Here is a 25,371-nt window from a genome sequence, read left to right as displayed (position 1 = left end):
GCGCTTTAGGCTGAAGGTATGACAGTCGATGCCGACCTCGCCGCCTGGGTGGCTGCGGTCCTGCCGGGAGGCCCATGGCCCTCGTCGGACTCGCCCGAGGTCCTGCGCCGGCTCCAGATGGTCCTCGACCACGATCACCCCGCCTGGCGGGAACGCCTCGCGAGACTTGCGCGCCAAGGCACACCAGCCGACCTGGTGGAGATGCGCGACAACCGCGACGCCCAGTGGTTCGCCGGGCTGGTGGGCCAGATCACCGTGACCCAGCCCGCGACTTGGAAGGCGCTGGGATGGCGCACCGGCTTTGACGGCAAGCCCTCGGGCTCGGACATGCCTGACGAAGTGCCTGCAGCTGTCGTGACGCGCAGGGAACTCATGGCTCGCTACGACGCGATCGTCATCGGGTCCGGCGCTGGGGGCGGAGTGGCCGCGCAGGAGTTGGCCGAGGCTGGCCGGTCCGTGCTCGTGATTGAACGCGGCGGTGCTCCCACAACGGGAGACCTCGCGCGCGACCATTTGCAATCGCCCTCGACCCACAAGCGCGTCGGGAACACCGAAGAGAGCATCGGCCCCTCGGACCCGCGCTGGGGTGCCAGTGCCTTTGGACTTGGCGGTGGAAGCCGCGTCTACGGTGCCCAAGCCTGGCGGTTCGCGCCCCAAGACTTCACGATGGCCTCGACGTACGGCGTGCCAGAGGGGTCTGCGCAGGCGGACTGGCCCGTCACATACGACGAGATGGAGCCGTACTACGCCCACGCCGAGTTCGAGTGGGGCGTCAGCGGCGCCCCCGGCCCGCGCGACACCGAGGGCCACCGCTCCGTTCCCTACCCACTGCCCCCACTTCCGCGCACACGCCCCGCAGCGCGGTTGATCGCCGGTGCCGACTCACTCGGCTGGCGCACCCTCCCCGTGCCAATGCTCATCAACTCCGAGCCCTATCGCGGCCGCGCAGCGTGCGTGCGCTGTTCCCAATGCCTTGGCTTCGCCTGTCCCGTGGGCGCCAAAGCCGGCTCGCAGAACACCGCGCTGTGGCGGGCCGCCCGCACCGGACGCGCGAGCTTCATCCTTTCCGCCCGCGCCGCGCACCTCACGACCCGCAGTGATGGGTCCGTGTCCGGGGTGCTCGTGCGCGGCCTCGACGAGACCGGGCTGTGGGAGCGGCGCATCGACGCGGACGAGGTCGTGATCGCAGCCGGCGCCGTCGAGAGCGCTCGCATCCTGTTGTCCAGCCGCAGCGACCGTGAGCCCACCGGAATCGGCAATCGCTACGACCAAGTTGGCCGCTACCTCCAGGGACAGGCTCAGGTGGGCGCGATCGGCATTTTCGAAGAAGCCATCAGCGACCTCGAAGGCCCCGGAGCCGGCATCGCCACCTCCGACTTCCGCCATGGCAACCCCGCCGTGGTGGGCGGCGGAGTCTTGAGCAATGACTATGTCCCGACCCCAGCATCGGCCCTCCGCCAACTCCAGCACGTGGGGCTCTTGCCGTGGTCCGGGACAGACCTGATGCCGCGGTTGGCGCGGCTGTTGCCGCGTATGCAGCGCATCGTGGGTACGGCGCATGAGGTCCCCTCGGCCGATGCCAGGGTCACCTTGTCAGCGACCGTCACCGATGAGTGGGGCATCCCGGAGCCCGTTCTGCACGGTGATCTTCACCCCGAGGACGAGCGGACCCGCAGCTTCCTGGGCGAGCGCGCCGTGGACTGGCTGCGGGAGTCTGGGGCGAACCAAGTGGTTCCCGTTGATACGCACACGGGCTCGGGTGGGCCGGTCGTCAGTCGCTATCAGGCGGGAACGGCCCGCATGGGTGTCACGCCTGCGGCGTCGGTGGTCGATCCGGTCGGGCGCGTGTGGGGTCACGGCAATGTGCGCGTGATCGATGCCGCGACCCACGTGTCCAACGGTGGTGCCTCACCGGTACTCACCACGATCGCCAACGCGTACCGGGTGATGGCGGACATGGTGGGCGCATCGAAGGACGACGACGGGTACCCGGGCGACATTTTCTAGCCGCGGTTTCTGGGCCTTGCGGGAATCTCATGGCCGGCGCACTCGTTGGCCCCACTGTGACTGAAACTCAGCAGACCATTTCCGCCGTCCGCGTCGACGCATGGGCAGACATCGTGTGCCCGTATTGCTACATCGGCGAAGCCCGCCTCGTAGCCGCCGCCGACTCGATCGAAGCGCCCGTGGTGATCATCCCGCGCGCCTTCCAGCTGGACCCCGAACGCACCACCACGGAGCCCGTGCAGGCGTACCTGGGCCGCAAGTTCGGATCCGACGCCGACACCCTCCACGCTCAGCACGAGCAGCTCGCAGGCATGGCCGAGGAGCTCGGACTGCCGTTCGTCGAGGACCGCACCGTGTCCAACACTCTGGACGCGCACCGCTTGGTCGCCGCCGCAGAAGACCTCGGTCTTGTGGTGCGCCACGCGATCCAGCTTGGCCACTTCTCGGGCGCGCTCGACCTGTCGAGCCCCTCCGACCTGGCCGATGCTGCCGCAGCCGCAGGCATGGACCGCGACGCTGCCCTGGCCGTCCTGGCCAGCGATGAGCACGCCGACATGGTGCTCGCGGAGCAGCGCCAGGCCACGGAACTGGGCGCCACGGGCGTGCCGTTCACCGTCATCGGCGAGCGCTTCGGGATCCCCGGCGCGGCCGCAACCGAGCAGTACCGGGACATCTTGACCCAAGCAGCAGCCGGCTAACCTTCTTTTCCCCTGGCCGTACATACACGGCGGGGTTTCGGAGTTTGGGCGGCCCTGGCCGTAGGTTTTTGACGGCCGAAGCTGGGGTCGCCAGGCTCTGTCGACTTACATGGTCGTGGTGATCGTTGCGCCCTCGGCTAGTGTCGACACGTGACTTCCAACACGCCGCAACAGCCCGCGCCCGAGCCCGCTGAGCACGGAGCCGCCGAGCCCCCGATCGACGACAAGGCGCACGCAAACCGCTGGAAGTCTCTGATTGTCCTGGCGCTTGCGCTGTCGCTGGTCGTGATCGACGGAACCATCGTCGCGGTCGCGATCCCGGACATCGTTCAGGATCTGGGGCTGGACCTGTCCGACGCCCAGTGGGTGTCGGCGTCCTACGCGGTGGTCTTGGCCGCGTTCCTGCTCACGGCGGGCTCGCTTGGCGACCGCTTGGGACGGCGCAACGTCCTTGTGGGCGGCGTCATTCTCTTTCTCATCGGCTCCCTTGTTGCGGCGAGTGCGGACTCCGCCAGTGCGCTGATCGGCGGCCGTCTTGTCCAGGGCCTGGGCGCGACTGCGATCCTCCCCGGCACGTTGTCCACCGTGAATGCCACTTTCCGTGGCAAGGACCGCGCCGCCGCCTTTGGCATCTGGGGCGCGGTCATCTCCGGTGCCGCAGCACTTGGACCGCTCGCAGGTGGCTGGCTCACCACGTCCTTTACGTGGCCATGGATCTTCCTGGTCAATCTTCCGGTCGGTGTGATCGTGCTTATCGGCGTCTTCATGTTTGTCCCCGAGACCAAGGTCGCGAAGCTCCGCCCGGGTATGGACCTGGGCGGCCTGCTGACCTCGGCGCTGGGATTCGGCGCGATCGTGTTCGCGCTCATCGAGGGTCAGACCTTCGGCTGGTGGGCTCCCACGGCTGACCTTGGTCTGGGCCCGTGGACATGGCCCGCGACGGCTCCGGTCTCGATCGTGCCCGTCGCAATCGTGATTGGCGCCCTCCTGCTCGCGCTCTTTGTGGTCAACGAGAAGCGCCAAGCCCGCCGCGGACGGCTCGCGCTCCTCGACCTCACCCTCTTCCGCCTGCCCACCTTCCGGTGGGGAAACCTCACCGCCATGACCGTCGCGGTAGGCGAGTTCGGCATCATCTTCGTGCTGCCGCTGTTCCTCGTGAACGTGCTCGCGCTATCCACGATGGGTGCTGGCTATGTCCTGGCCGCGATGGCGCTGGGAGCATTCGTTTCCGGTGCGTCCGCCCGCCACGTCGCCGCGCGCTTTGGCGCTCCCAACGTGGTTGTGCTGGGCCTGAGCCTCGAAGTGATCGGCGTGCTCCTTGTGGCGTGGATCGCGACTGCAGGCGTCAGCGCATGGGCGTTGGGCGCAGTCCTCATCGTCTACGGTGCGGGACTCGGATTTGCGTCCGCCCAGCTCACGAGCACGACCCTGAGCCAGGTGCCGCCCGAACAGTCCGGCGAGGGCTCCGCCGCCCAGTCCACCGCCCGTCAGGTGGGCTCGGCGCTCGGCACGGCCGTGGTGGGCGCAGCGCTCGCGGCCGCGCTCGCGACCACGGTTCCGACCTCGCTGGACCCGCTCGACCTCCCCGATGCCGAGGTACAGCAACTCACGGACGCTACCGCGGATTCGGCGGGCTCGATCATCAGCCAAGGACGCGAACTCGGTGAGGACAGTCCACTGGGTGCGACGACGCCTGACGTCGTCGATGCGCTCTCCGACGGCTTCGCTGATGCTACCCGCGGATCCCTGCTCGTCGCGGCCGGCTTCCTCGCCATCGGACTCGGTGGTTCGCTGCTGGTCCGTCGCGCAGCCCGCCAGTCCCCCACCCCCTAGCCGTACATACTCGGCGGGGTTAGGGGCTCGAGGCATTCAGGGCCGTAGGTTTCCGGCGGACCGATGCTGTGGCCGGCTCCCTACTCCTGAGGTGACCTAGCGCTCTTTGCCGAGCCAGCATCGGCCCTCTTGACCGCGGGTACCGCGCCCGAGGCCGCCTCTCGCTCCGCAGCTCTGTCGCGCTTGGAGTGATCGGGAGCGAAGTACAGCAGCGTGTGGCCCTCCGCGGGGGAGAAGAACTGGTCGTATGAGGCCAAGCGGAACCCGAACTCCGCCGAGACATCGCCCACGAGCATCCACTCCACATCACGCTCGCGCTGGCGAGCCTGCCAGTCCTCCCACCCAAAGTCCGCGGTGATCTTTGTCGTGTGAACAGACCAGCCGTTCGTCGCGCGGTCGTTGAGGGTGAAGTAGTCGGACTCGCCGTCGAATGCGTACGAGCCGCGGCGCTGGAACGTGACGCGCTTTTCCTCGTCGGAAGAGGACTCGTGAGTGGGCAGCTGGAACGTGCGGTGATAGCCAAAGTCTGGCCCGTACGACCGGCTCACCAGCGCGTTGTAGTAGTCGTTGTCCGAGGCGCACAGCAAGTAACTGAGGCTGATGTCCGCGATGTGGCGCTCGCCGTTCTCGGACAGCACCTCACCCACGTACACGGGCACCGAGGACATTCGCAGTGGCTGTAGGCGTTGATAGGAAACGTCGGTGACGAGCACGGGAACGTTGGCCTTTTGGAGCGCGGCCGCCAACGACGTCGAGAAGGGCGACGCGCCCACAATGAGCAGGCCGTTGGCGGGACCCGCGGACAGCCCAAGCTTGCGCGACAGCGGCCCAATCGTGAATCCGTGCACGATGACGGTCACGATGATGACGAGGAAGACAGTGGGCAGAAAGACGTCGCCGTCGTCGTAGCCCGCCTCGATGAGTTCCGGGCCGAAAATACCGGCCGTGGCCGCCGCCACGATTCCGCGCGGAGAGATCCATCCCAAGAGCACGCGGTCCTGCCAGCGAATCGGCGACTTGATCGTGACAAGCGCAACCGTCAGCGGCCGCACCACGACCATCAGAACGACGACAAATGCGATGATTCGCCAGTCGATTAGCATCAACTGCTCAATTTCCAGCTGCGCCGGAATGATGATGAACAGCGCGGACAGGATGATGACCGACAACCCCTCCTTGAAGTCCAGGAGTTGGTCGCGCTCGGCCAGGTTCATGTTGCCGAGAATCACGCCCATGATGGTCACCGCGAGAAGACCCGACTCGTGGACCACAATGTCCGACAGCGTGTGCACGAGCAGGACCATCACGAGGAGGAGCGGCGACTTGAGGTGGCCCGAGACCCAGCCTCGCCGGAATACCAGGCCGATGCCGTAACCCGCAAGCGTTCCGAGCACGACGGCGGTAATTACGGCGCCTACGAGGGTCACCACGACGGAGGCGACTCCGAGCGCTTGGGCGACATTTTGCAGGTCCGGGTCGATGTCCGCATCGGCGATCAGAAAGTACTGCAGCGTCAGGAAAGCGAGCAGGACGCCGATGGGGTCATTGATGATGCCTTCCCACTTCAGCAGGGAGGCGGATTCCTGGTTGAGCCGAGCCTGGCGGAGCAGGGGAATGATCACGGTGGGCCCGGTGACGACCAGAAGTGCGCCCAAGACCCAGGCCACCGGCCACTCAATGTCGCCGACGTAATGCGCCGCGAGGGCCCCCAGGCACATGGCGATGGGTGGACCGAACAGGGTGAGGCGCCTCACGCCCTTCTTCACGCGCGTGATTTCGCTGAAGCGTAGGTCCATCGCCCCCTCGAACAGGACCACAGCCACACCCAACGAGATGAGGGCAGAGACCTCTTCGTTCCCGCCCGGAATGATGATGATCCCGGAAATGGGGCCCAGGATGAGCCCGGCCGCGATCAGCACGATGATCGCCGGGATGCGCAGCCGCGCCGCGATGAGCTGGGCCACCATGCCGGCAGCCAGGATCAGCACAAGGGTCGCGGCGTAGGTCATACCGGGAGCCTAGTCGCGGGGCGTACAACCAGGTTGGGGATGTCTCTTGATGCCGTTCGCGAACTTGGGCAACGCCTGGGCGCTAGATCGACGCGGTGTAGCCCTCGCCGTCGTCGTCCTCGTGCCAGCCACCTGCGCCGGTCCAGCCCGCGGCAGCCATCTCCGCGTCAAAGTCACGGGTGGTGGTTTCGATGCCAGGGCGGGTCTGCCAGGGGTGGGGTCCGTCGAGTGGGCGGTACTCGATACCCAGCCCATCGAGCACGGTGAGGTGCTTCTTCAGGCGCTCCATGAAGGCCAGCGAGGCATCTGATCCGGGGGTGCGGTCCATGTGCGGCGACCAGGCGGCCTCGGCGAATGCGGCCAGGCGCGGCCAGGTCGCGTAGTCGACGCGGCGGGGATTGTCGAGGTGCTCGGTCCACACCTGGGCCTGAGCTCCCAGGAGGGCGCCCTGCTCTCCGTCGGCAGCCACGGGTCGATCGCCGGGGAACGGCACCATCACATCGGCGTGCTCCACTGCATCGAGCTCCGGGTGCGCGGCGATGACCTCGGGCGGGAGCGGGTCAAAGGCGAGGACGTCCTCGACCGTGCGCACAAACCCCACGGGAATGGGCTCCTCGGGGTGGTCGGAAGCCCGGTGATCCAGGTACAGGACCTGCTCGGGAGCCATGACAGCGTCGTGCCCTCCCTTGATCGCGATCGCGCCGGCCTCGATTCCGCGCCACGACGTCACGGCGGCGCTACGGGGCAGGTGCTCGCTCAGTCCCTCGTCCCACACCACCGCGCGGCGGTCGTGGCTTTCGAGGTAGGTGGCGAGCTGTCCCAGAAACCAGCCGTGCAGGTCCGTGACCGACGCCAAGCCAAGCGACTCCGCGTGAGCGATGATGTCGGGATTCTTGCGCCACGCACCGGTGGGGACCTCGTCGCCGCCGATCCCGATGAAGGGGGAGTCGAAGATTTCCACGACCTCGTCGAGCACGTGCTTGAAGAACTCGAGGCTCTCGTAAGACGGATTGAGGACGTCGCGGCTGATGCCCCACGTGGTGAGCACTGAGCCGGGCTCGCCCGTCGAGCTGAGCTGCGGGTAGGCCGCGATGGCCGCCTCGACGTGGCCGGGAACGTCGATTTCCGGCATGACGGTCACGCCGCGGCTGCGGGCGTGCGCGACAATCTCGCGCAGCTCGTCCTTGGAGTAGCGGCCGCCGTGCGGGCGCTCCTCGAACTCGGGGTCCACGTAGGCGTTGCCGACCTGCGTGCGGGGACGCCAGGCGCCCACCTCAGTGAGCTCGGGGTAGCGGTCAATCGGCATGCGCCAGCCCTGATCGTCCGTGAGGTGGAAGTGGAACACGTTGAAGTGGTGCGCAGCGGCGTTGTCGATGAAGCGGATGACTTCGCGCGCGGGCATGAAGTGTCGCGATACGTCCAGGTGCACGCCGCGCCATCCAAAGCGCGGGTGATCCTCGATGCGGCCGGTGCCGATGCTCAGCGGGCGCTCCGCGATCGCGGCAGTCCGGAAGGCCTGGGGCCCGGCGAGCTGTCGCAGTGACTGCACCGCACTGTGGGCGCCCGAGAGGTCAGCGACCGTGACGGTGACGCCTGCGGGTTCAATGTCGAGGACGTATCCGCCGGGGCGGATCCCCTCGCCAAAGGCAAACGCCACATCTGGTTGGGGTTCGTCGGTGACCGTCAGCGCCACATCGGGGCCGAACGCTGCGGTGGTGTCGCGGGCCCAGCGGCGGGCGGCGGGGAGGAGGGCCTCGGGCGCGCGCACGGTCAGCGCGCCGGTCGGGGTCCAAGAGTCGTCGCCCGGGGTCCAGCGGACGGGGGCGGGGGTTAATGCGAGCATGCCATCGGTCACTGAACGAGCGTACGTCTGCCCTGGTAGCAAAGTCGATTAAGTTCGAGGATGCATCAATCTCGTGGCCCGTCGTCGCCGCCTCGCCTTACCGCCTCAGTCCTCGAGGTGTCAGCATTGTCCCGTTCCTATTGACGCGCACCCGCGGTCGTCGTAACGTATAACCAAATGGTTGTAGATACTGAACTCACCGATGACGAGGTCGACCGAATCTTCCGGGCCCTCGCCGATTCCACGCGCCGCGACATCGTCCGCCGGACCCTGGTGCAAGAGACCTCGGTCTCCACGCTCGCTGGCGCGTACGACATGTCCTTCGCGGCGGTCAGCAAACACGTCGCAGTCCTGGAACGTGCGGGTCTCGTGACCAAGCACGCTTCCGGAAGGGAGCGCCTTGTGAGAGGCAACCCCGAGTCAATCCGTCGCGCCCAGCGCCTGCTGGACGCCTACGAGCAGATCTGGCGAGAGCGCATTTCCCGCTTGGACGCTCTCCTCGAATCAGACAGCACCACGGACTGAAAGGTCACCACCATGCCTGTTACCTCTGTTGACAAGGACCTGGACGCGCTCACCATGACGGTGACCGCGGACTTCGCCGCACCCCGCACTCGTCTGTGGGAGGCGTACACCGACCCGCGCCAGATCGAAAAGTTCTGGGGGCCTGAGGGCTGGCCCGCCACGTTCACGCGTCACGACGTCTACCCGGGCGGCCGCAGCGCGTACGTCATGAACGGACCCGACGGTCAGACATCTCCCGGGTTCTGGGAGTTCCTCGCGGTGGATCCCGGCCACTCGTTCGAGGTCCGTGACGGCTTCGCGGATGCCGAGGGCAACGAGAATTCCGAGATGCCGACAATGCGGATCGTCTTCACCTTCGAGGACACTGACGCCGGGTCGCGCCTCATCACGACGACGCACTTCGGCTCGCTCGACCAGCTCGAGCAACTCCTGGGTATGGGCATGGAAGAGGGCCTGACCTCCGCGATGAGTCAGATCGACGACGTCCTCGCGGACCTCACCAGCTTCGCCGCTGGCGAGGCCGACCTTCAGTTGCTCGGCGACACCCAGGTCCGCGTCACTCGCCTCATCCGCGGCACTGCGGAGCAGGTCTGGGCCGCCCACCACGACAAGGACCTCCTCCAGAAGTGGCTGCTCGGACCCGATGGCTGGACCATGCCGGTGTGCGAGGTCGCGACGGCCGTGGGGGAGACGTTCCGCTACGAGTGGGAGCCCACCGCTGAGCTTCTCAAGGAGCAGGGAGCCCATGCTGACGCGCCCCAGCGGTTTGGCTTCACCGGGGAGGTCCTCGAGTTTGATGCGCCGCACCGCGCCGTCAACACGGAGTCGATGATCGGCATGGATGCACCGTCCACGCTGAACGAGATGACCCTGATGCCGCGCGACGGCGGCACGCTATTGACCGTCGTCATCACATACCCCGACTCACAGTTGCGCGACATCATCCTCGAAACCGGCATGGGCGACGGGATGGAAGAGTCCTACGCACGGCTTGAGCGGGAGGTGCTGGCATGAGCGATCTGCGCCACATCGACGCGCCCGTTCTCGAACCAGGAGCGACACTCGCTGGACCCGTCTCCTACTTCCCGAACATCGAGAAGAAGTATGGCGAGCCCATGCAGCATTGGATCGACATCGCCACGACTGAACTCCAGGATGGCAAGCCCCATATGGAAGTGGTGGCGGGCCTCAAGGAGACCCACGGCATCGGCCATGGTCACGCAAATGCCATCGTCACGTGGGTGAAGGGCCAGCTCGCCAAGTAGCGTGGGAGGCATGAGCGACTTTCAGCGCATCGATCTAGGTCCCATCGAATCCTGGCGTGATTACTACGGCGGGTTCGTGCCTGCGCGCGAGCGCGACGGGCGCCGCGTGGTCGATCAGGAACTGCCCATGCAGTTCATTGGGATGTCCGTGAACTCGATGATTCCGGGCGAGGAGGCGGGGTACTGGCACGCGCACTCGTCCGTGGAAGAGCTCTTCGTGTTCCTGACCGGTCGCGGCCAGATGGGCCTGGACGACGAACTCGTCGACGTGGGACCCGGCACGGTGATCCGCGTGGGTCAGGGCGTGTTGCGCACCTGGCGCTGCGACCCCGAGGGAACCGAGCCGCTGACGTGGTTTTGCATCCGCGGTGACGGCGGCGACCTGCCGGAACTACCCAATGACGCTAAGCCCATCTTTGACCGGCCGATGCCCTGGTGACCTTGATCCCGGTCGGTCACCCCCGCGGTCGGTTATCCTGAGAGCAGGACATCACCCCGAGCTGCTTGGAGCACTCCGTTGAAGATCTAGGTTCGCCAGACACGCTCGTCTGGCCATGCGCACATCTGCCACCGGCATTTCTGCCCCAGACGCATCTGCGAGAACCTCATGTCTTCCTTGTCCTTTTCTCACCTTCACTTTTCCTGGCCCGACGGCGCCCGCGTCCTCACGGACGTCACTGGCGCGGTTGACTCCGGACTGGCCGCCCTAGTCGGCACCAACGGCACCGGTAAATCCACGCTCCTCAAAGTCCTGGCAGGCGAACTCGCGCCAGACTCGGGAACCGTCAACCGTCCACCTCGCGTGCAGTACGTGCCACAAGACGTGGCCTTAGACCCCGAGGGGCGGACCGATGCTGCGATGGGCCTGGCGCCGATCCGCGCGGCTTTGCGTGCGGTCGAGTCGGGGGACGTGGCCCAGAGCCACTTCGACCTGATCGGCGACGACTGGGACGTGGATGAGCGTGCGACCGCCACCCTTGTCTCTCTAGGTTTGCCATCCGACACCCTCGACCGCACTGTTGGCGAACTCTCTGGAGGTGAGATCACCAGGTTGGCCCTGGCATCGGCCCTCCACGCCGACCCCGACGTCCTGCTCCTGGACGAACCCACAAACAACCTCGACGAGGCCGCGACGGCACAGGTCCTCGGGGCACTTGAGCGGCGACGTGGGGCGACCCTCGTGGTGAGTCACGACCGCCGCGTCCTTGCCAGGGTGCGCTCGATCGGCGAACTCAGTCATGGCTCGCTCAGGTGGTTTGGGGGAAGTCTTGACGACTACGAGCAAGCCAAGGAGGCCGAACGTGAGCGCGCCCAGGCGGAGGTGCGTTCAGCAGCGTCCGAGGCCGCCCGGCAACAGCGCGAGTTGCGCAAGCACATCGAAGGTGAGGGCAAGCGTCAACGGGCCGGTGCGAAGTCCGCACAAGGGATGCCGAAGATTGTGGCGAACGCGCGCAAGGCCAGCGCGCAGGCCACACAGGCGAAGGCGACAGCCGTCCACGAGGACCGTGCCGATGCCGCTGCCAAACGCCTTGACGAGGCGAAGGGCGCGGCGCGCACCGATCGCGAAGTGCGCATTGACCTGGCCGGAACGGACGTGCCGCCTCGGCGTGATGTGGCGCGGCTGGCTGACGCGCGCCTTCGCACCGGGACGGTGGTCGACGCACTCGTGCAGGGTCCCGAGCGGATTGTCCTGTCTGGCGCAAACGGCGCGGGCAAGACCACGCTGTTGCGCGCATTGCTACCCGTGGATACGGCCGATGCCGTGGTTCCGCTGGCCGGCGACGCGGAGGTGATGGTGCCGGTGGGGTACTTGCCGCAACGGCTGGATGTGTTGGACCCGGCGTTGTCCGTGGTGGAGAACGTGCACAGGCACGCTTTGGGAGCGAGTCCGCATGACGTACGCGAGCAGTTGGCACGCTTCCTCTTTCGAGGTGCCTCCGGCGATGCGCTCGCAGGACAGTTGTCGGGCGGCGAACGCTTCCGCGCGGCGCTCGCGGCCGTTCTATTGGCGCGCCCCGCACCGCAGTTGCTGTTGCTGGACGAGCCCACGAACAACCTCGACTTCGCGACGCGCGAGCACCTCCTCGAGGCGCTCGCGGACTACCGGGGAGCCCTCGTAGTGGTGAGTCACGACGCCGACGCCGTGGCCCGAATGGGACCTACCCGTGAGTGGGTGCTCGATGCGGCCGGCTTTACTGACCGGCCTTGGACTTAGCTTTCGGCTGCGTCCGCTTCGCCTTGGGCTTCCGGCGCACCTGTACGACCGTGGGGCGACCTTCTCCCGTGGCAACGTTCTTGACCTCGTAGGCGGGGTGGGCCTTCATCAGGTCTTTCAGCTTGCTGAAGCCCCAAGTGCGTGTATCGAAATCGGACCGCAAGCGCGACAGGTTGCTTCCGACTTCACCCAAGTGTGCCCAGTCGTCGTCACGTGAAGCAGTGTCGACAGCCTCGGCGAGCCACTTGGCCAGTTCGGGGTCGGTGGTGAAGTCTCGCTTGCGTTCGCTTTCCTGTGGTGCTGAGTCGCGACGAAGGTTTTCGACGTAGACGAAGGTGTCGCAGGCCGCCACAAAGGGTGCGGGCGTCTTGCGTTCACCAAACCCATACGCCTTCAGTCCCTGCTCGCGGATACGCGCGGCAAGGCGCGTGAAATCCGAGTCGCTCGAGACGAGGCAAAAGCCATCAACCGTGCCCGCATGGAGGATGTCCATTGCATCGATGATGAGTGCAGAGTCCGTGGCGTTCTTGCCCTTCGTAAACCCGAACTGCTGGATTGGCTGCACAGAGTGAGCGAGAAGAGTCTCCTTCCACGGACCCAATTGCGGTGTGGTCCAGTCGCCGTAAGCACGACGGACGCTGGCGGTGCCGTACTTCGCGACTTCGATCAGCAGCCGCTCCAGGTGTTCGGCACGTGCGTTGTCCGCGTCAATCAGCACTGCGAGGCGGGCTTGGTCCTGAGTGGTGGCCATGTGCTCACTGTTCCACACCCACATCGGCTGGAGTCGGAAGCCGGACTTGCCCCACATGGGCGTCTGTACGGTGGTTGGGCATGAAGGTCTTTGTCAACGCCCTCGTAGGAATCGCTCTTGGTCTTGTCGCGGTGCTCGCGCTCGGTTACGCCGACATGCGCATCAGCGCCTCGATGGATGGAGTGAGGCTCGATCCGGTCTCCAACGAAGTTGTCTGGGTGATTGGCCCGCAAGTGCCCGTGTGGTGGCTGCTCGGCGGGGCCGTTGCGGGGGCGCTGGTAGCGGCAACGTTGATCCTCGGAGTCCTCAAAGGTACGCGCGCAGCGGGCACCGCTCTCGCCATCGGCTTTGGGGTATCGGCTCTCACGCTGGTGGTCGTGTCCTACACGGTCTGGCCCATAGGGGTCGAAGCGTTCGTCCAAGATGGCGCGATTCCCTATGGCGGAGGTTGGCAGGGCTGGGTCGAGCACGGCGGACGCAACGCGGCTGTGCAACTCCTCGCGGCGGTGGCGGTCGCTCTTCCGCTGATCAAGCTGGCAGTCGAGCGTTCGCGTCACTCCGAGGCAGCGGCCGGTAGCGAGATAGTCACCGAGGTGCCCTGACCGGGTAAGGACTCCACCGACAGCGTGCCGCCGTGGGCATCCACGATTGCGGCAGTGATCGCGAGGCCGAGGCCCGCTCCGCCGGTCGCGCGCTGGCGGGAGGTGTCGCCGCGCACGAAGCGCTCGGTGGCTCGCGCAGCGACCTCCGGCGTCATGCCCGGACCGTTGTCGTGCACGCGGATCGTGGCAGTCTCGTCCCTCGCCGCGACGGAGACGGTCACCGTGTCGCCGCCGTGCACCGCGGCATTGGCGATGACGTTCAGGAGTGCTTGGCGCAGGCGATCGCCGTCGGCGAGGACGGTTGCCTCGCCGCCCGCAAACACGAAAGTGGTGTCGGGGTAGGCGACCGTCGCGTCGGCCACGACCTCGGTCGCGAGTGAGCCCAGGTGGATATCGCGGGTGTCGAGGTGAGGTTCGGCGTCGTACTTGGCCAGCGTGAGCATGTCCTCGACGAGCCTGCGCATACGGGCTGCCTCGGCCTCGGTGCGTGCCCAGGCGTCGTTCTGATTCTCAGCATCAGCGAGCGCTCCGCGGCGGTGCAGCTCCGCGTACCCCAAGACCGTCGTGAGGGGTGTGCGCAGCTCATGTGAAGCATCGGCGACAAACTCGCGTAGCCGGGCTTCCGACTTTTCGCGCTCCGTAAGCGCGTCCGTGAGCTTCTCGATCATCTGATTAAGTGAGTGCGCTAACTCGTTGGTCTCGGATCCGCCTTGATTAGTGTCGAGGCGGACATCGAGGTCGCCATCGGCGATCTGGGTCGATGCTCCGACCATGCGCCGCATGGGCGCGATTCCCAAGCGGTTGACCCACCACGCCACGAGGCCCAGCGTGCCGAGCATGAGCACAATCCCAATGGCCTCGATCAAGATCAGCTGCTTGGTCGCGGCCTTCACATCATCAAGGGGAAGCGCGGTGATGTCCCACCCGTTCCCAGCAGGGCGGGCTAGCACGCGGAATTCACTCGAGCCCTCAGACGCGGGCGCCGTGAAGTGCGTGCTGTCAGCGGTCAACTGCTCCAGGGGAATGACGGGGACGGCGTCCGTCGCTCCCTCGATATTGCTCGTCACAAAGACGTACAAGGTGCCGTTCGCATCGACGTATCCCCGCGTTGCCTCTGACGGACGCTCCTCATCTTCTAACTGCTGGAGGTTGTCCGGGAGGCTGCGAATGGGTTGGTCGTAGAAGCCCGGGCCCGCGTAACTGTCGAGCCGGTCGTCCATCTGAGACATCAAGAACTGGTGCGTCGTGAACGCCACGATGATGGCCACGACGACAGAGATCACACCGACTGCGAGGAACCCCAAGCCAAGCCGGTCACGCAGTGACAGAGTTCGCCGGGCGCTCACGGAGCCCTCAGCGTGTAGCCCGCGCCGCGGACTGTGTGGATGAGCTTGGGCTCCACGGCGTCCACCTTGCGACGCACGTATCCGATGTAGGTCTCGACCACCGCGGGGTCGTCATCCGCAGAGTAGCCCCAGACATTCTCGAGCAACTGACCGCGCGAGAGCACTCGGCCCACATTGCGCATCAAGTACATGAGCAGGCGGTACTCCGTGGGAGACAAAGAAATCTCGGTGCCGGCGCGCGTCACGCGATGAGACACGTCGTCGAGCACCAGGTCCGCAACTTCATAGGTGTCGGACGACGAAGGCTCACGCTCGAACCTCCGCGACACCGCTTCGACGCGGGCCACGAGCTCGTCCAGGTTGAACGGCTTATCGAGATAGTCGTCTCCGCCAATGCGCAGCCCTTCGACCTTGTCTTCGGAGCTATCGCGTGCGGTGAGGAAGATGACGGGGGTGCGGTCGCCGGCATCGCGTAGCCGCCGGCACATCGCGAAGCCATCCACGTTGGGCATCATCACGTCGAGCACGATCAGGTCGGGGCGGTGTTCCTTGACCGCACGCAAGCCGTCAGCGCCGTCGACAGCCTGGATCACGTCGTAGCCCTCGTACTTCAAGGCGGCCACGAGCATGGTGCGCAGGTTGTCCTCGTCGTCTACTACCAGGATGCGTCGGTCGGTCATGAGACCAGTCAAGCACCTGAGCCTAGGAGAACGCTGGGACCACTCCTAGGGCAAGACGACAATCCCAGGGTCCTGTGCCGTCTCTCCCAGCCAGTTCCCAGGCGTGATCGCTTCTATGGAGACATACCCCGGCTCGACCGTCGAGCCTCCTGAACTTCCGAGGTGACTCACATGTCCATCTACGCACTCATCGCCGCCGACCTCATCGCCATCACCGTGCTGGTGTTCGGCCTCTACTTCCCCAGGCACCGGCGCCGCGACATGATCGTCGCGTTCCTGTCGATCAACGTTGGCGTCATGGGAGTCACCTACGCGATGGCCACAGCGGACGTGTCGCTCGGATTCGGTCTCGGGATATTCGCGGTGCTGTCGATCATCCGCCTGCGCTCCACCGAGATGGACCACTCGGAGATCGCCTACTACTTCACCGCGATTGCGCTGGGTCTCCTGGGCGGATTCCCCGGCATCAACGGCGCGGTGGGCCTGTCCCTCATGGGCATCCTCCTGGTCGCGATTGCCGTGGGCGACAGCCCTAAGCTCTTCTCGACAGCCCGCACTCAGCAGGTGATGCTCGACCGCGCAGTGAGCACGGAAACCCAGGCCGCGCTCATGCTTGAGGACCTCCTCGACGCCGACATCAAGCGCGTCGTGATTCGCAAGACGGACCTGGTGCAGCAGACCACCCTGTGCGACGTCCGCTACGCGGTGCGGGAAGGTAGCGGCGCCAAGGCGACCCAAGCATCGGCCCTACGCCCTACGGCTCACACCGCACCGGTGGCAGCCGGGAGCGCACGATGACCCCGGCATCGGTCCTCCCATGGGCACAGGGCCTCGCGCCCGTGTCGCTGTCGGAGATCAATGAGACCGCCGCGCTCCAGCAGCGCGTGGACCGCAAGTACCTCGTGGATCCCGGGACCTGGGCCTTGGTTGTCGGGTCTCTCGCGCCCGCACCCCGCGTGCTCGAGATCGACGGCACGCGCGCGTTCCGCTACGCGTCCACCTACTACGACACCCCGGGCTGGGACTGCTACCGCGCGGCGGCGCATCGGCGTCCGCGCCGCTACAAGGTCCGCACCCGCACCTACATCGACACGGACACCCACGCAATCGAAGTGAAGCTCCGCTCGCGCACAGGCGACACCGTGAAGCACCGCGAGTTCCTCGACATGCACGTCGATGAGGATGCGGACCTGCCCCGGGAGGCCTTCGAGTTCGTCTCCGGCTTCCCCGCGATCGCGGCAGCCGCAGCCGAGCTCACGCCCGCGGTCACCACCCGGTACATGCGGACAACTCTTCTGACGGCCGATGCTCGGGTCACCGTGGACTCACAGGTCCAGGGGATTGCGACGGACGGCCGCGCGGCGTCCTTTGGCGACGTGTTGATCGTCGAAACGAAGTCCGCCTCGCGGGCCGGAGAGGTCGACCGCGCGCTGTGGGCCCACGGCGTGCGCCCATCCAAAGTTTCCAAATACTGCACGGCGCTCGCGGCCCTCCACCCCGAGCTGCCTCACAACCGATGGTCGCGCACGCTGCGTGGCCACGTCTCACTCGTCGAGCCGGTTCGAGCCGGCGCCTAAGGAAGGTTCCCCATCATGAAGAAGCGCACCACACAAATATTCGCCGGGCTGACCCTCGGCGCACTGCTGATGACAGGCTGCTCTGCGGCGATCAGCGCGGACGACGAGGCCGCGGCGGCAGCCGTCGCGGTCGAGGAAGCCGTCGACCCAGCCGCCACGGGCACGGGTGAGTCCGCGGACGACACGACGGAGTCCGCAGACGTCGAGCAGATCGCAACGGAAGACCGCGTCGAGGCCGACTACGCCGACCTCGACATCGAAGAGGTGGACCTCGACTACTCGACGGTCGGCGCAACCGAGATCACGCTGGCCGACGGCGCCTCGACGGTGGACGGTTCGGGCGCCACCGTCGACGGCGACACCGTGACCATCACGGAGTCGGGGACGTACGTGTTGTCCGGTGAGCTGAGCGCCGGGCAGGTCGTCGTCAATGGGGATGGAGCCGACGTGGTCCTGGTTCTTGATGGCGTGGACATCACCGCTGAGGACGTGGCCGGAATCAACGTTGTGGATGCCGACTGGGTCGTCTTAGGGCTGGAGGACGGCACGACCAACACGGTGTCCGATTCTGCGGACGCAGTCGATGACGACTCGCGCGAAGAGAACGCGGCGATCTACTCGACCTCTGACCTGTGGATCACGGGCTCGGGCTCGCTTGAGGTCAACGGCGTCGCGGCAGACGGCATCACCTCGAAAGACACTCTCGTCATTGACTCCGGGAGCGTGGACGTCACCGCAACGGATGACGGCCTGCGCGGCAAGGACCACCTGGTGGTGCTGGAGGGTGACGTCACCGTGAACGCTGGCGGCGACGGATTGAAGTCCGACAACGTCCTCGACTCCGATGATTCCGCCTACCCCGTGGGTGTGGTGTGGATCACCGATGGCGTCATTGACATCACGGCCGGCACCGACGCGATCGATGCAGAGAACCAGGTGACGATCGAAGGCGGCTCACTCACGATCGCTGCAGGAGACGACGGCATCACGACCAACGGGATCATGCGCGTCACCGATGGCGAGATCGTGGTCACCGAGTCGTTTGAAGGCTTCGAGGCCGCGATCATGCACCTCGACGGAGGTACGGGCGACATCACGGCCGAGGATGACGGCATGCAGGTCGGGGACGGCTCTGTCTCGGAGATCAACGACACTGAAAGCACGATGCCCGGTGAGGGGACGGACGAGGGTTTCCCCGGCGGCACGGACCAGCGTGGCGGACGCCCGGGTGACGACACCACGGCCCCCGACGCGACGACCGCGGGCGACACCGCGCCCGACGCTTCTTCGGAGGGCACCACTGTTCAGGCCAGTTACACGACCACGGCGACTGACTCCGAGGTCGCGATCGACGAGGCGGCTCTACGCCCCGGCGACGAGGTCCTTGACGGCGTGCTGCTCGACATCACGGGCGGCACGTGGACCATCAACTCCACGTCGGATGGCCTGGACTCCAACGGCAACATCTCCATGACCGGCGGAACAGTGGTGATCGCTGGCCCGACGACCGACCGCGAGGGCGCCCTTGACTACAACGGCAGCTTCTCGATGGACGGCGGAACGATTGTCGCCGCGGGCGCTTCTGGCATGGCCCAGGCTCCGGACGCAGGGGATCAGGCGGTCATCGGAATCATGTTTGGTCAGACGGTGACGGCGGGCTCTTCGATCGCAATTGTCGACGCCGAGGGCGACTTGGTTGCCTCGTACACCGCAGACAAGGACGCCGCGTCGATCGTGTTCTCCAGCGCGGATGTTGTGGCCGGTGACACGTACACCGTGATTTACGACGGTGACGTGACGGGCACCGCCACGGCGGGGCTCGTCACCGACGGTTCGGTGACGGGCGGAACAGAAGCGGGCACCGTCGCGGCCGAGTAAGGCGGGCCCTGACACCGCTACGACAGCAATGTCCGAAAACCGCGAGCGTGTCAGCGGGGACGGGGGCATCCTTGAGGTGTGACCGCCCCCGCTGACTTCGCCGCACGCTATGCCGCCGTGCATGGCAGAGACGCGCGGTTTGACGGGCAGTTCTTCACAGCGGTGAAGTCGACGGGAATCTACTGCCGGCCCTCGTGCCCAGCTCGGACACCCAAGCCGGGGAACTGCACGTTCTACCTGACATCGGCTGCGGCACACCAAGCGGGGTATCGCGCGTGCCGCCGCTGCCTGCCGGAGGCAACGCCGGGAAGTCCTGCGTGGAACCTGCGCCAGGACACCGCCGCGCGCGCCATGCGCCTGATCGCCGACGGGGTCGTCGATCGCGAGGGCGTGCCGGGCCTGGCGACCCGATTGGGCTACTCGTCGCGACAGCTTGGCCGCATCCTCACGGAGGAACTTGGCGCCGGGCCCCTCGCACTTGCTCGCGCGCAACGCGCGCAGACGGCGCGGCAGCTCCTCGTCTCCACCGCGATGCCCGTCGTCGACGTCGCGCACGCGTCCGGGTTCGCTTCCCTGCGGCAGTTCAACGACACCTGCCGCGACGTCTACGGGATGACGCCCACCGAGGTGCGCGGCCATGCGCGTGCGGCGGAGCGCGGACCGGCAGGCGTTGAGGCCGGGACGGTGACCCTGCGCCTGCGCGTGCGGGAGCCATTCGATGGTGCGGGTGTTCTTGCCTGGCTCGCGCGGCGTGCAATTGCGGGCGTGGAGATCGCCAGCGATGGCGCCTACACCCGCTCCCTCCGCCTGGCGCGCGGACCAGCAGTGATGACCCTCGAACCTGCGCGGTCCGAGGTGACCGTCACTGCGCGCCTCACCGATCTCGCAGATCTACCGGAGCTGCTCGCGCGCGCCCGCCGGCTACTGGACCTCGATGCTGACCCGGTCGCGATCGACGCGGCGCTCGCGGCCGATCCGCGCCTCGCGCCATCAGTGGCCAGGACCCCGGGGATTCGGGTTCCGGGCGCGGTGGATGGCGCAGAGATGGTGGTGCGGGCGATCCTGGGCCAACAGGTCACGGTTGCCGCCGCACGCACTGCGGTGGCGCGACTGGTGGATGCGCTCGGCGAGCCCCTGCCGCCGGCCCTGGCGGTCGACGGCGTCACCAGCGTCTTCCCCGAGCCGGGAAAGATTGCCGAGTCCGGGGACGCCCATCTGGGAGGTCCCCGCGCCCGCCGGTCTGCATTGCTCGGAGCCTGCGCGGCCCTCGCAGAAGGCACCGTCGCCCTCCACCCCGGCGTCTCCACCACCGAAGGTATGGCGGCGCTCGAAGGTCTCGCCGGCATCGGCCCGTGGACCGCCGGATACGTCGCCCTCCGGACCCTTGGGGCAAGCGACATCCTCCTCACGGGAGATGTGGCGGTGCGCGCAGGGGCCCGGACGCTGGGCTTCGATGCGCCGCGCGAACTCGTGGCGGAGACCGCCTCGCTCGCGCCCTGGCGCAGCTACCTCATGATGCACCTGTGGCGCGCCGCGTCACTCGAGAAAGGACAGACAGATGCGCGTTCATGACACCTTCGACACCCCGGACGGACCGTTCGTCGTGATCGAAGATGAGGGAGCCGTGGTCGCCGCCGGGTGGACCCAGGGTCCCGCGGCGCTCGCGGCCCGGTCGCGCCTCGACGGGGGGCCGGGCGTACGTGGCGACGTGACTGCGGCCGATGCCGTGGTGGCCTATTACGACGGCGACCCCAGGCCCGCGATGGCAGTGCCGATTGCGGCGCCGGGAACCGAGTTCAGGGCCGCGGTGTGGGACGCGTTGCGCGAGATTCCCGCCGGCCAGACCCGGACCTACGGCGAGCTTGCCGCAGCGCTGGGCAACCCGAAGGCGAGCCGGGCCGTTGGGGCCGCGTGCGGAGCCAACCCGGTCGCGTTGTTTGTCCCGTGCCACCGAGTGACCGGAGCGTCCGGCGCAATGACCGGATTCGCGTGGGGAGTTGAGGTCAAGCGGTCGCTCCTCGATCGGGAACGAGCAGCAGCCTGAGCCTCACGGAGCGATGAGTCCCGCAAAGGTCTTCGCCGCAGCGGACGGCTCTCGTGGCAGGGCGAGGAAGACCTCGCGATGCGACACGGGAGCCGTGGGCACTGTCACGATTCCGGTGACCTCGGGGCTGGCGGCGAGTGCCATGCGCGGCAGGATCGCGACGCCTAGGCCCTCCGCGACGAGCCGTTGCACGGTCACGTAGTCCTCTGTCTGGAATGCGATCTGAGGTTCGAAGCCCCCAGACGCGGCCAACGCGTGAAGGTGGGCACGGCACCGCTGACAGCCGGAGATCCACGTGTCTGACGCAAGCGTCGCAATGTCCACCGTGGCGCGCCTGGACTGGGCGTGATGGGCGGGGAGCACCGCGAGGTACTCGTCGTGCTCGAGCCACCGGATGGGCAGATCATCCGGGGCGGGGGTGGCGTCGTCGGCGAACCCCACCACCAAATCGACGACGCCATCGTGGAGCATTTGGAGCGCGTCGTCGGTCTCGGTCTCGACCAGGCCGACCTCAATGCCCGGGTACCGTCGCGCGAACTGCGCTAGGGGTGCCGGCAGCGCCACTGCGCAAAACGAGGTGAAGGACGCGATCCGCAACCGGCCGCCAGAGAGGTCGGCGTGCTGCGCGAGCGACCGTTCCGCGCTGGCCAAGGACGCGGCAATGGCGTCGGCATGCTCAAGGAGCGCTTCCCCGGCGGAGGTAAGCCGCGTCACCCTGCCCACCCGGATCGTCAGCGGCACGCCCGCGGTGTGTTCGAGCGATTTGAGGTGGTGCGCGACGGTGGGTTCGGCGATTTGGAGTGCGCGCGCGGCGGCGGCCTTTGACCCGTGGCGCGCGACTTCACGCAGGATTAGAAGTCGCTCCACGTCGATCATCAGGCCATCATGGCATTGAACACGTAAAGAACGGCGGGGCGCGGACTGCGACGTCCTCCCCGCTCAGGAGGAAGTTATGACAACGGTGGTGTTGCTCCACTCCGCACTGGGCCCAACCGAACACGTGCAGCAATGGTCACGGGCGCTGCGCGCAGACGGGCACGAGGTTCTCACCCCAGATTTCTACGACGGCGTCGAGTTCGATGACCTCGATCACGCCGTGACCTTCGCGGACGCCGAAGGTGGTCCGCTTCACTTCGCCGAACTCACGGCACAACAGTTGACGAGGCTGCCCGGCCCCATCGTCTACATGGGGTTCTCGCTCGGCGCAGCGGTCGCGGAGATTCTGGCGCTCGAGGACGACCGAGCGGAAGGGCTTGTCATGGTCCACGGGGGGATTGGCCCCGCGTGGGTGAACTGTGAAATGTGGCCGTCGCGGCTGAGCGCACAACTGCACTGGTCGCGCCAGGACTTTTGGGCGGAACCTGAAGACAACGCCGCGCTCATGGTGATGGCGGGCGGCCTGTGCGAGGAAGTGCTTTACGACGCGGAAGGACACCTGTTCGCGTTCGAAGGTTGGGATGACTACGACGCTGAAGATTCGCATCGGCTCTACGAACACGTGACGGACTTCCTGGCAGGGCTGGATGCGCCTCCCATCGCAATACCTCAGCCTGATTGAGGTCTAGATGTAAAACGTGGCATCTTGTTGGTGTCCGGTCCGTGACGCAACCTGGAGGCATGCTCAACGACACGATCGCCTCAGCGTTCCGCCACTCGCGCGGTTACCTCGACACGGCGAGTTACGGACTGCCCGCCCGCCAGACCGCGCGGGCTCTGGAGTCAACGACCGGCGCCTGGGAGCACGGCGAGCTTGTCCTTTCCGAGATCGATGCCGGCGTTGAGCGGATGCGTGTGGCGTTCGCAAAGATCGTGGGCTCCCGTCCTGCCGACATTGCGCTCGCGGGCTCAACGTCCCAGGTAGTCGGCATGGTTGCCGCCTCGTTGCCCGACGGCGCACACGTGCTCGTCGCGGAGGAAGACTTCACGTCCATGCTGTGGCCCTTCGCCACCGATCCCCGTCTGACGGTGACCCGTGTGCCACTGGACCGCCTCGTGGAGAGCGTGCGTTCGGGCGTTGACCTCGTCGCCGTGTCCGCAGCTCAGTCTCGCGACGGTCGCGTGGTGGACCTCGATGCCCTGGCGGATCGGGCCGGAGTTGCAGGGGCCAAGACGGTTGTCGACACCTCGCAGTCGGCTGGGTGGCTGCCGATCGACTCCACGCGTTTCGACGTGGTGGTGGCCTCCGGATACAAGTGGCTCACGACGCCGCGCGGCTTGGCGTTCGCGGCTGTCCGTCCTGAGGCCTTCTGGGTGCGTCCCGTGTGTGCCTCCTGGTACGGAGCCGACAAGCCCTGGGAACACCTCTACGGAGCCACCCCTGAACTCAGTGCCGATTCCCGGCGCCTCGATACCTCCCCGCCGTGGCAGTTGGTTCCCGCAGGTGTGGCTGCGCTCGAGCTCCTAGCCAGCCACAGCATCGGCCAGGCCTACGCCCACACGTCCGGACTGGCCGACCTGTTCCGCCAGGAGCTCGGCTTGCGCCCTGCCGGAAGCGCGATCGTTTCCATCCCGGCCGAGCCGTGCGACCTCGCCGCCGCGGGAATCCGTGCCGCCGAGCGCGCCGGGCGCGTCCGGGTGGGATTCCACATCTACAACGACGAGGCCGACGTCCGCCGCGCGGTTACCGCACTACGACCGGTGCTGGCTGCAGCGGTGTAGCGGGCTCGGCGTCGACCACGTCCGCGTTGCCCTGGGAACGGGCTTCATCTGCTCGTGACGGCAGGAGCGTCGCGATCGCTGCCGTGAGCGCGAGGAACGCCGCCCCCACAAAGACGGAGATGATCGCGGAATCCGTGTAGCCCTCTGGCGTGAAGTCCCCGCCGGTGCCCGTGAAGACCGCGGTCAGGATGGCGATGCCGAGCGCGACGCCAATCTCGCGCAACGTGGAGTTGGTGCCCGAGGCCTTGGCGTGGTCCGCGTCCCGCATGTTGGCGAGCACCGCGGTGGATGACGGCGCGAACACCATTCCCATGCCGACGCCACACAGAATGAAGGCGGGCACGAACGCGGAGTACGCGACGTCCGGCGTCATGACCGCCGCGATCCACGCGAGGCCAACGGCCTGAGCCGCGAGCCCGGTGACGATCAGAATACGTGTGCCAATGCGCGGCATGAGAAGGCCCGTGATGGGCGCGACGATCAGCGGCGCCATGGTCCACGGCATCGTCTTGAGCCCGGCCTCGAGAGGCGAGTACCCCTGCACCACCTGAAGGAATTGGATCAGGATAAAGATCGCGCCGAACATGCCAAGGCTGAAGGTCAGTCCCACGACGTTCGCGACGGAGAACGACCTATCGCGGAACAGCGTCAAAGGCAGGAGTGGGGCCGATGCTCGCCTCTCCCAGGCAAGGAAGCTCACCAAGAGGAGGGTTCCGCCGATCAGGCCGGCAAGCACCTGGGGACTGGACCAGCCGGCCTCGTTGCCGCGGATGATGCCGAACACCAGCGCAAAGACGCCCGTCATGCCCAGCACCAGCCCGGGGAGGTCGAGACGGGCGCGGTCGCCGCGGGATTCCGCAAGTGCGAAGCGCACGAGGGGGATCGCGATGAGTCCCACGGGGACATTGAGCCAGAAGATGGCGTTCCAGCTGATGCCCTCGACGACCGCGCCGCCGATGATCGGGCCGAGCGCGACGCCCAGGCCCGAGATGCCGCCCCAGATGCCAATGGCGAGCGGACGCTGCTTGCGGGTGACATTCGCGGCCAGCAGCGCGAGGGACAGCGGCAGGAGTGCGGCTGCGCCCATGCCTTGAATGGCGCGCGCCACGATGAGTTGGGCAGGTGTGGTCGCGAGCGCGCAGGCCACCGATGCGAGCGTGAAGAGCGCAATTCCGCCCATGAAGATGCGGCGCCTGCCCAGCCGGTCGCCAAGCGCGACGGCCATGAGGATGAATGAGGCGAAGCTGAGTGAGTAGGCGTTGATGAACCACTGCAATTGCTCGATGGAGGCGCCCAGGTCCTCCGCGAGTGCGGGCAAGGCGTTGGTGACGACCAGGTTGTCGAGCATCGCCATGAACATGGGCAGCGAAGCCGCGATGATCACGAGTGTGAGAGGAGTGCGCCGGGTGGCGGTCATGTCGGAATCCCTTCTTGATGTAA

23 protein-coding genes are annotated in these 25,371 nt (G+C 66.7%); 16 read left to right on the top strand and 7 right to left on the bottom strand.

Annotated features, from left to right (window positions below; translation table 11 throughout):
• Positions 1-18: 18 nt before the first annotated feature.
• The 3 genes from AOP74_RS04885 to AOP74_RS04875 all read left to right on the top strand — a co-directional run bounded on the left by AOP74_RS04885 (position 19) and on the right by AOP74_RS04875 (position 4,538).
• Positions 19-2,007: a GMC oxidoreductase gene (locus AOP74_RS04885; RefSeq protein ID WP_061961217.1), complete on the top strand. Its 1,989-nt coding sequence runs from the start codon at positions 19-21 to the stop codon at positions 2,005-2,007.
• Positions 2,008-2,036: 29 nt separating this feature from the next.
• Positions 2,037-2,705 (top strand): DsbA family oxidoreductase, encoded by a 669-nt coding sequence (locus tag AOP74_RS04880; protein ID WP_061961216.1) that lies wholly within the window; start codon positions 2,037-2,039, stop codon positions 2,703-2,705.
• Positions 2,706-2,855: 150 nt separating this feature from the next.
• Positions 2,856-4,538, top strand: a complete 1,683-nt coding sequence (locus AOP74_RS04875; RefSeq protein WP_236683720.1) for a DHA2 family efflux MFS transporter permease subunit — start codon at positions 2,856-2,858, stop codon at positions 4,536-4,538.
• Positions 4,539-4,618: 80 nt separating this feature from the next.
• On the opposite strand, the gene AOP74_RS04870 is transcribed toward AOP74_RS04875, so the two are convergent.
• Together AOP74_RS04870 and AOP74_RS04865 are read right to left on the bottom strand one after the other, a co-directional pair.
• A complete protein-coding gene (locus AOP74_RS04870; protein ID WP_061961215.1) occupies positions 4,619-6,547 on the bottom strand; it encodes a cation:proton antiporter in 1,929 nt (642 codons plus the stop codon).
• Between the two features lie 82 nt (positions 6,548-6,629).
• Positions 6,630-8,402 carry a beta-N-acetylhexosaminidase gene (locus AOP74_RS04865; RefSeq protein WP_236683719.1) on the bottom strand — a complete coding sequence of 591 codons (1,773 nt, stop codon included), beginning with the start codon at positions 8,400-8,402 and terminating at the stop codon, positions 6,630-6,632.
• Between the two features lie 165 nt (positions 8,403-8,567).
• Here AOP74_RS04865 and AOP74_RS04860 point away from each other — a divergent pair, with 165 nt between their 5' ends.
• The 5 genes from AOP74_RS04860 (at position 8,568) to AOP74_RS04840 (ending at position 12,395) form a co-directional block, all read left to right on the top strand.
• Positions 8,568-8,915 carry an ArsR/SmtB family transcription factor gene (locus AOP74_RS04860; RefSeq protein WP_061961214.1) on the top strand — a complete coding sequence of 116 codons (348 nt, stop codon included), beginning with the start codon at positions 8,568-8,570 and terminating at the stop codon, positions 8,913-8,915.
• A 12-nt stretch (positions 8,916-8,927) separates the two neighbouring features.
• Entirely contained in the window at positions 8,928-9,929 is a 1,002-nt protein-coding gene (locus AOP74_RS04855; protein ID WP_061961213.1) for an SRPBCC family protein, read from the top strand.
• Positions 9,926-10,180, top strand: coding sequence for a DUF4287 domain-containing protein (locus AOP74_RS04850; protein ID WP_061961212.1), 255 nt, complete (start codon positions 9,926-9,928; stop codon positions 10,178-10,180). The genes AOP74_RS04855 and AOP74_RS04850 overlap by 4 nt, the downstream gene beginning before the upstream one ends.
• 10 nt (positions 10,181-10,190) lie before the next feature.
• Complete coding sequence (locus AOP74_RS04845; RefSeq protein ID WP_061961211.1) at positions 10,191-10,619, top strand: cupin domain-containing protein; 429 nt, start codon at positions 10,191-10,193, stop codon at positions 10,617-10,619.
• Positions 10,620-10,787: 168 nt separating this feature from the next.
• Positions 10,788-12,395, top strand: a complete 1,608-nt coding sequence (locus AOP74_RS04840) for an ABC-F family ATP-binding cassette domain-containing protein (protein ID WP_061961210.1) — start codon at positions 10,788-10,790, stop codon at positions 12,393-12,395.
• On the opposite strand, the gene AOP74_RS04835 is transcribed toward AOP74_RS04840, so the two are convergent.
• On the bottom strand, positions 12,373-13,146 hold the full coding sequence (locus tag AOP74_RS04835) for an NYN domain-containing protein (RefSeq protein ID WP_061961906.1): 774 nt from the start codon (positions 13,144-13,146) through the stop codon (positions 12,373-12,375). The two genes, AOP74_RS04840 and AOP74_RS04835, sit on opposite strands and share 23 nt — an antisense overlap.
• An 80-nt stretch (positions 13,147-13,226) precedes the next feature.
• On the opposite strand from AOP74_RS04835, the gene AOP74_RS04830 reads away from it, so the two are divergent.
• Entirely contained in the window at positions 13,227-13,748 is a 522-nt protein-coding gene (locus tag AOP74_RS04830; RefSeq protein ID WP_061961209.1) for a hypothetical protein, read from the top strand.
• Here the strand turns inward: AOP74_RS04830 and AOP74_RS04825 are convergent.
• Together AOP74_RS04825 and AOP74_RS04820 are read right to left on the bottom strand one after the other, a co-directional pair.
• Entirely contained in the window at positions 13,700-15,094 is a 1,395-nt protein-coding gene (locus tag AOP74_RS04825; RefSeq protein WP_061961208.1) for a sensor histidine kinase, read from the bottom strand. The genes AOP74_RS04830 and AOP74_RS04825 overlap by 49 nt on opposite strands.
• Positions 15,091-15,774, bottom strand: coding sequence for a response regulator transcription factor (locus tag AOP74_RS04820; RefSeq protein WP_061961207.1), 684 nt, complete (start codon positions 15,772-15,774; stop codon positions 15,091-15,093). Before AOP74_RS04820 ends, AOP74_RS04825 begins: the two co-directional genes overlap by 4 nt.
• A 171-nt stretch (positions 15,775-15,945) precedes the next feature.
• Between AOP74_RS04820 and AOP74_RS04815 the strand changes: the two genes are divergently transcribed.
• The 5 genes from AOP74_RS04815 (at position 15,946) to AOP74_RS04795 (ending at position 21,273) form a co-directional block, all read left to right on the top strand.
• Positions 15,946-16,572, top strand: coding sequence for a DUF4956 domain-containing protein (locus AOP74_RS04815; RefSeq protein ID WP_082095994.1), 627 nt, complete (start codon positions 15,946-15,948; stop codon positions 16,570-16,572).
• Positions 16,569-17,351 (top strand): polyphosphate polymerase domain-containing protein, encoded by a 783-nt coding sequence (locus AOP74_RS04810; RefSeq protein ID WP_061961206.1) that lies wholly within the window; start codon positions 16,569-16,571, stop codon positions 17,349-17,351. The genes AOP74_RS04815 and AOP74_RS04810 overlap by 4 nt, the downstream gene beginning before the upstream one ends.
• Positions 17,352-17,366: 15 nt before the next feature.
• Positions 17,367-19,229 carry a carbohydrate-binding domain-containing protein gene (locus AOP74_RS04805; protein ID WP_061961205.1) on the top strand — a complete coding sequence of 621 codons (1,863 nt, stop codon included), beginning with the start codon at positions 17,367-17,369 and terminating at the stop codon, positions 19,227-19,229.
• A gap of 78 nt (positions 19,230-19,307) precedes the next feature.
• The gene (locus tag AOP74_RS04800) at positions 19,308-20,801 is read left to right on the top strand and encodes a DNA-3-methyladenine glycosylase 2 family protein (protein ID WP_061961204.1); all 1,494 of its coding nucleotides are present in this window, start codon (positions 19,308-19,310) and stop codon (positions 20,799-20,801) included.
• The gene (locus tag AOP74_RS04795) at positions 20,788-21,273 is read left to right on the top strand and encodes a methylated-DNA--[protein]-cysteine S-methyltransferase (RefSeq protein ID WP_061961203.1); all 486 of its coding nucleotides are present in this window, start codon (positions 20,788-20,790) and stop codon (positions 21,271-21,273) included. Before AOP74_RS04800 ends, AOP74_RS04795 begins: the two co-directional genes overlap by 14 nt.
• 3 nt (positions 21,274-21,276) lie before the next feature.
• On the opposite strand, the gene AOP74_RS04790 is transcribed toward AOP74_RS04795, so the two are convergent.
• Positions 21,277-22,149: a LysR family transcriptional regulator gene (locus tag AOP74_RS04790; protein WP_061961202.1), complete on the bottom strand. Its 873-nt coding sequence runs from the start codon at positions 22,147-22,149 to the stop codon at positions 21,277-21,279.
• A gap of 76 nt (positions 22,150-22,225) precedes the next feature.
• Between AOP74_RS04790 and AOP74_RS04785 the strand changes: the two genes are divergently transcribed.
• Both AOP74_RS04785 and AOP74_RS04780 read left to right on the top strand, forming a co-directional pair.
• A complete protein-coding gene (locus AOP74_RS04785) occupies positions 22,226-22,831 on the top strand; it encodes a dienelactone hydrolase family protein (RefSeq protein ID WP_061961201.1) in 606 nt (201 codons plus the stop codon).
• Between the two features lie 41 nt (positions 22,832-22,872).
• A complete protein-coding gene (locus AOP74_RS04780; RefSeq protein ID WP_152649169.1) occupies positions 22,873-23,931 on the top strand; it encodes an aminotransferase class V-fold PLP-dependent enzyme in 1,059 nt (352 codons plus the stop codon).
• On the opposite strand, the gene AOP74_RS04775 is transcribed toward AOP74_RS04780, so the two are convergent.
• The gene (locus tag AOP74_RS04775) at positions 23,894-25,348 is read right to left on the bottom strand and encodes a DHA2 family efflux MFS transporter permease subunit (protein WP_061961199.1); all 1,455 of its coding nucleotides are present in this window, start codon (positions 25,346-25,348) and stop codon (positions 23,894-23,896) included. The two genes, AOP74_RS04780 and AOP74_RS04775, sit on opposite strands and share 38 nt — an antisense overlap.
• Between the last annotated feature and the right edge of the window lie 23 nt (positions 25,349-25,371).

It is taken from the genome of Demequina flava (assembly GCF_000975035.1).
Classification (GTDB): Bacteria; Actinomycetota; Actinomycetes; order Actinomycetales; family Demequinaceae; genus Demequina; species Demequina flava.
Note: the sequence above shows the minus strand (reverse complement) of the source record. Positions and strands in the feature narration are given on the sequence as shown.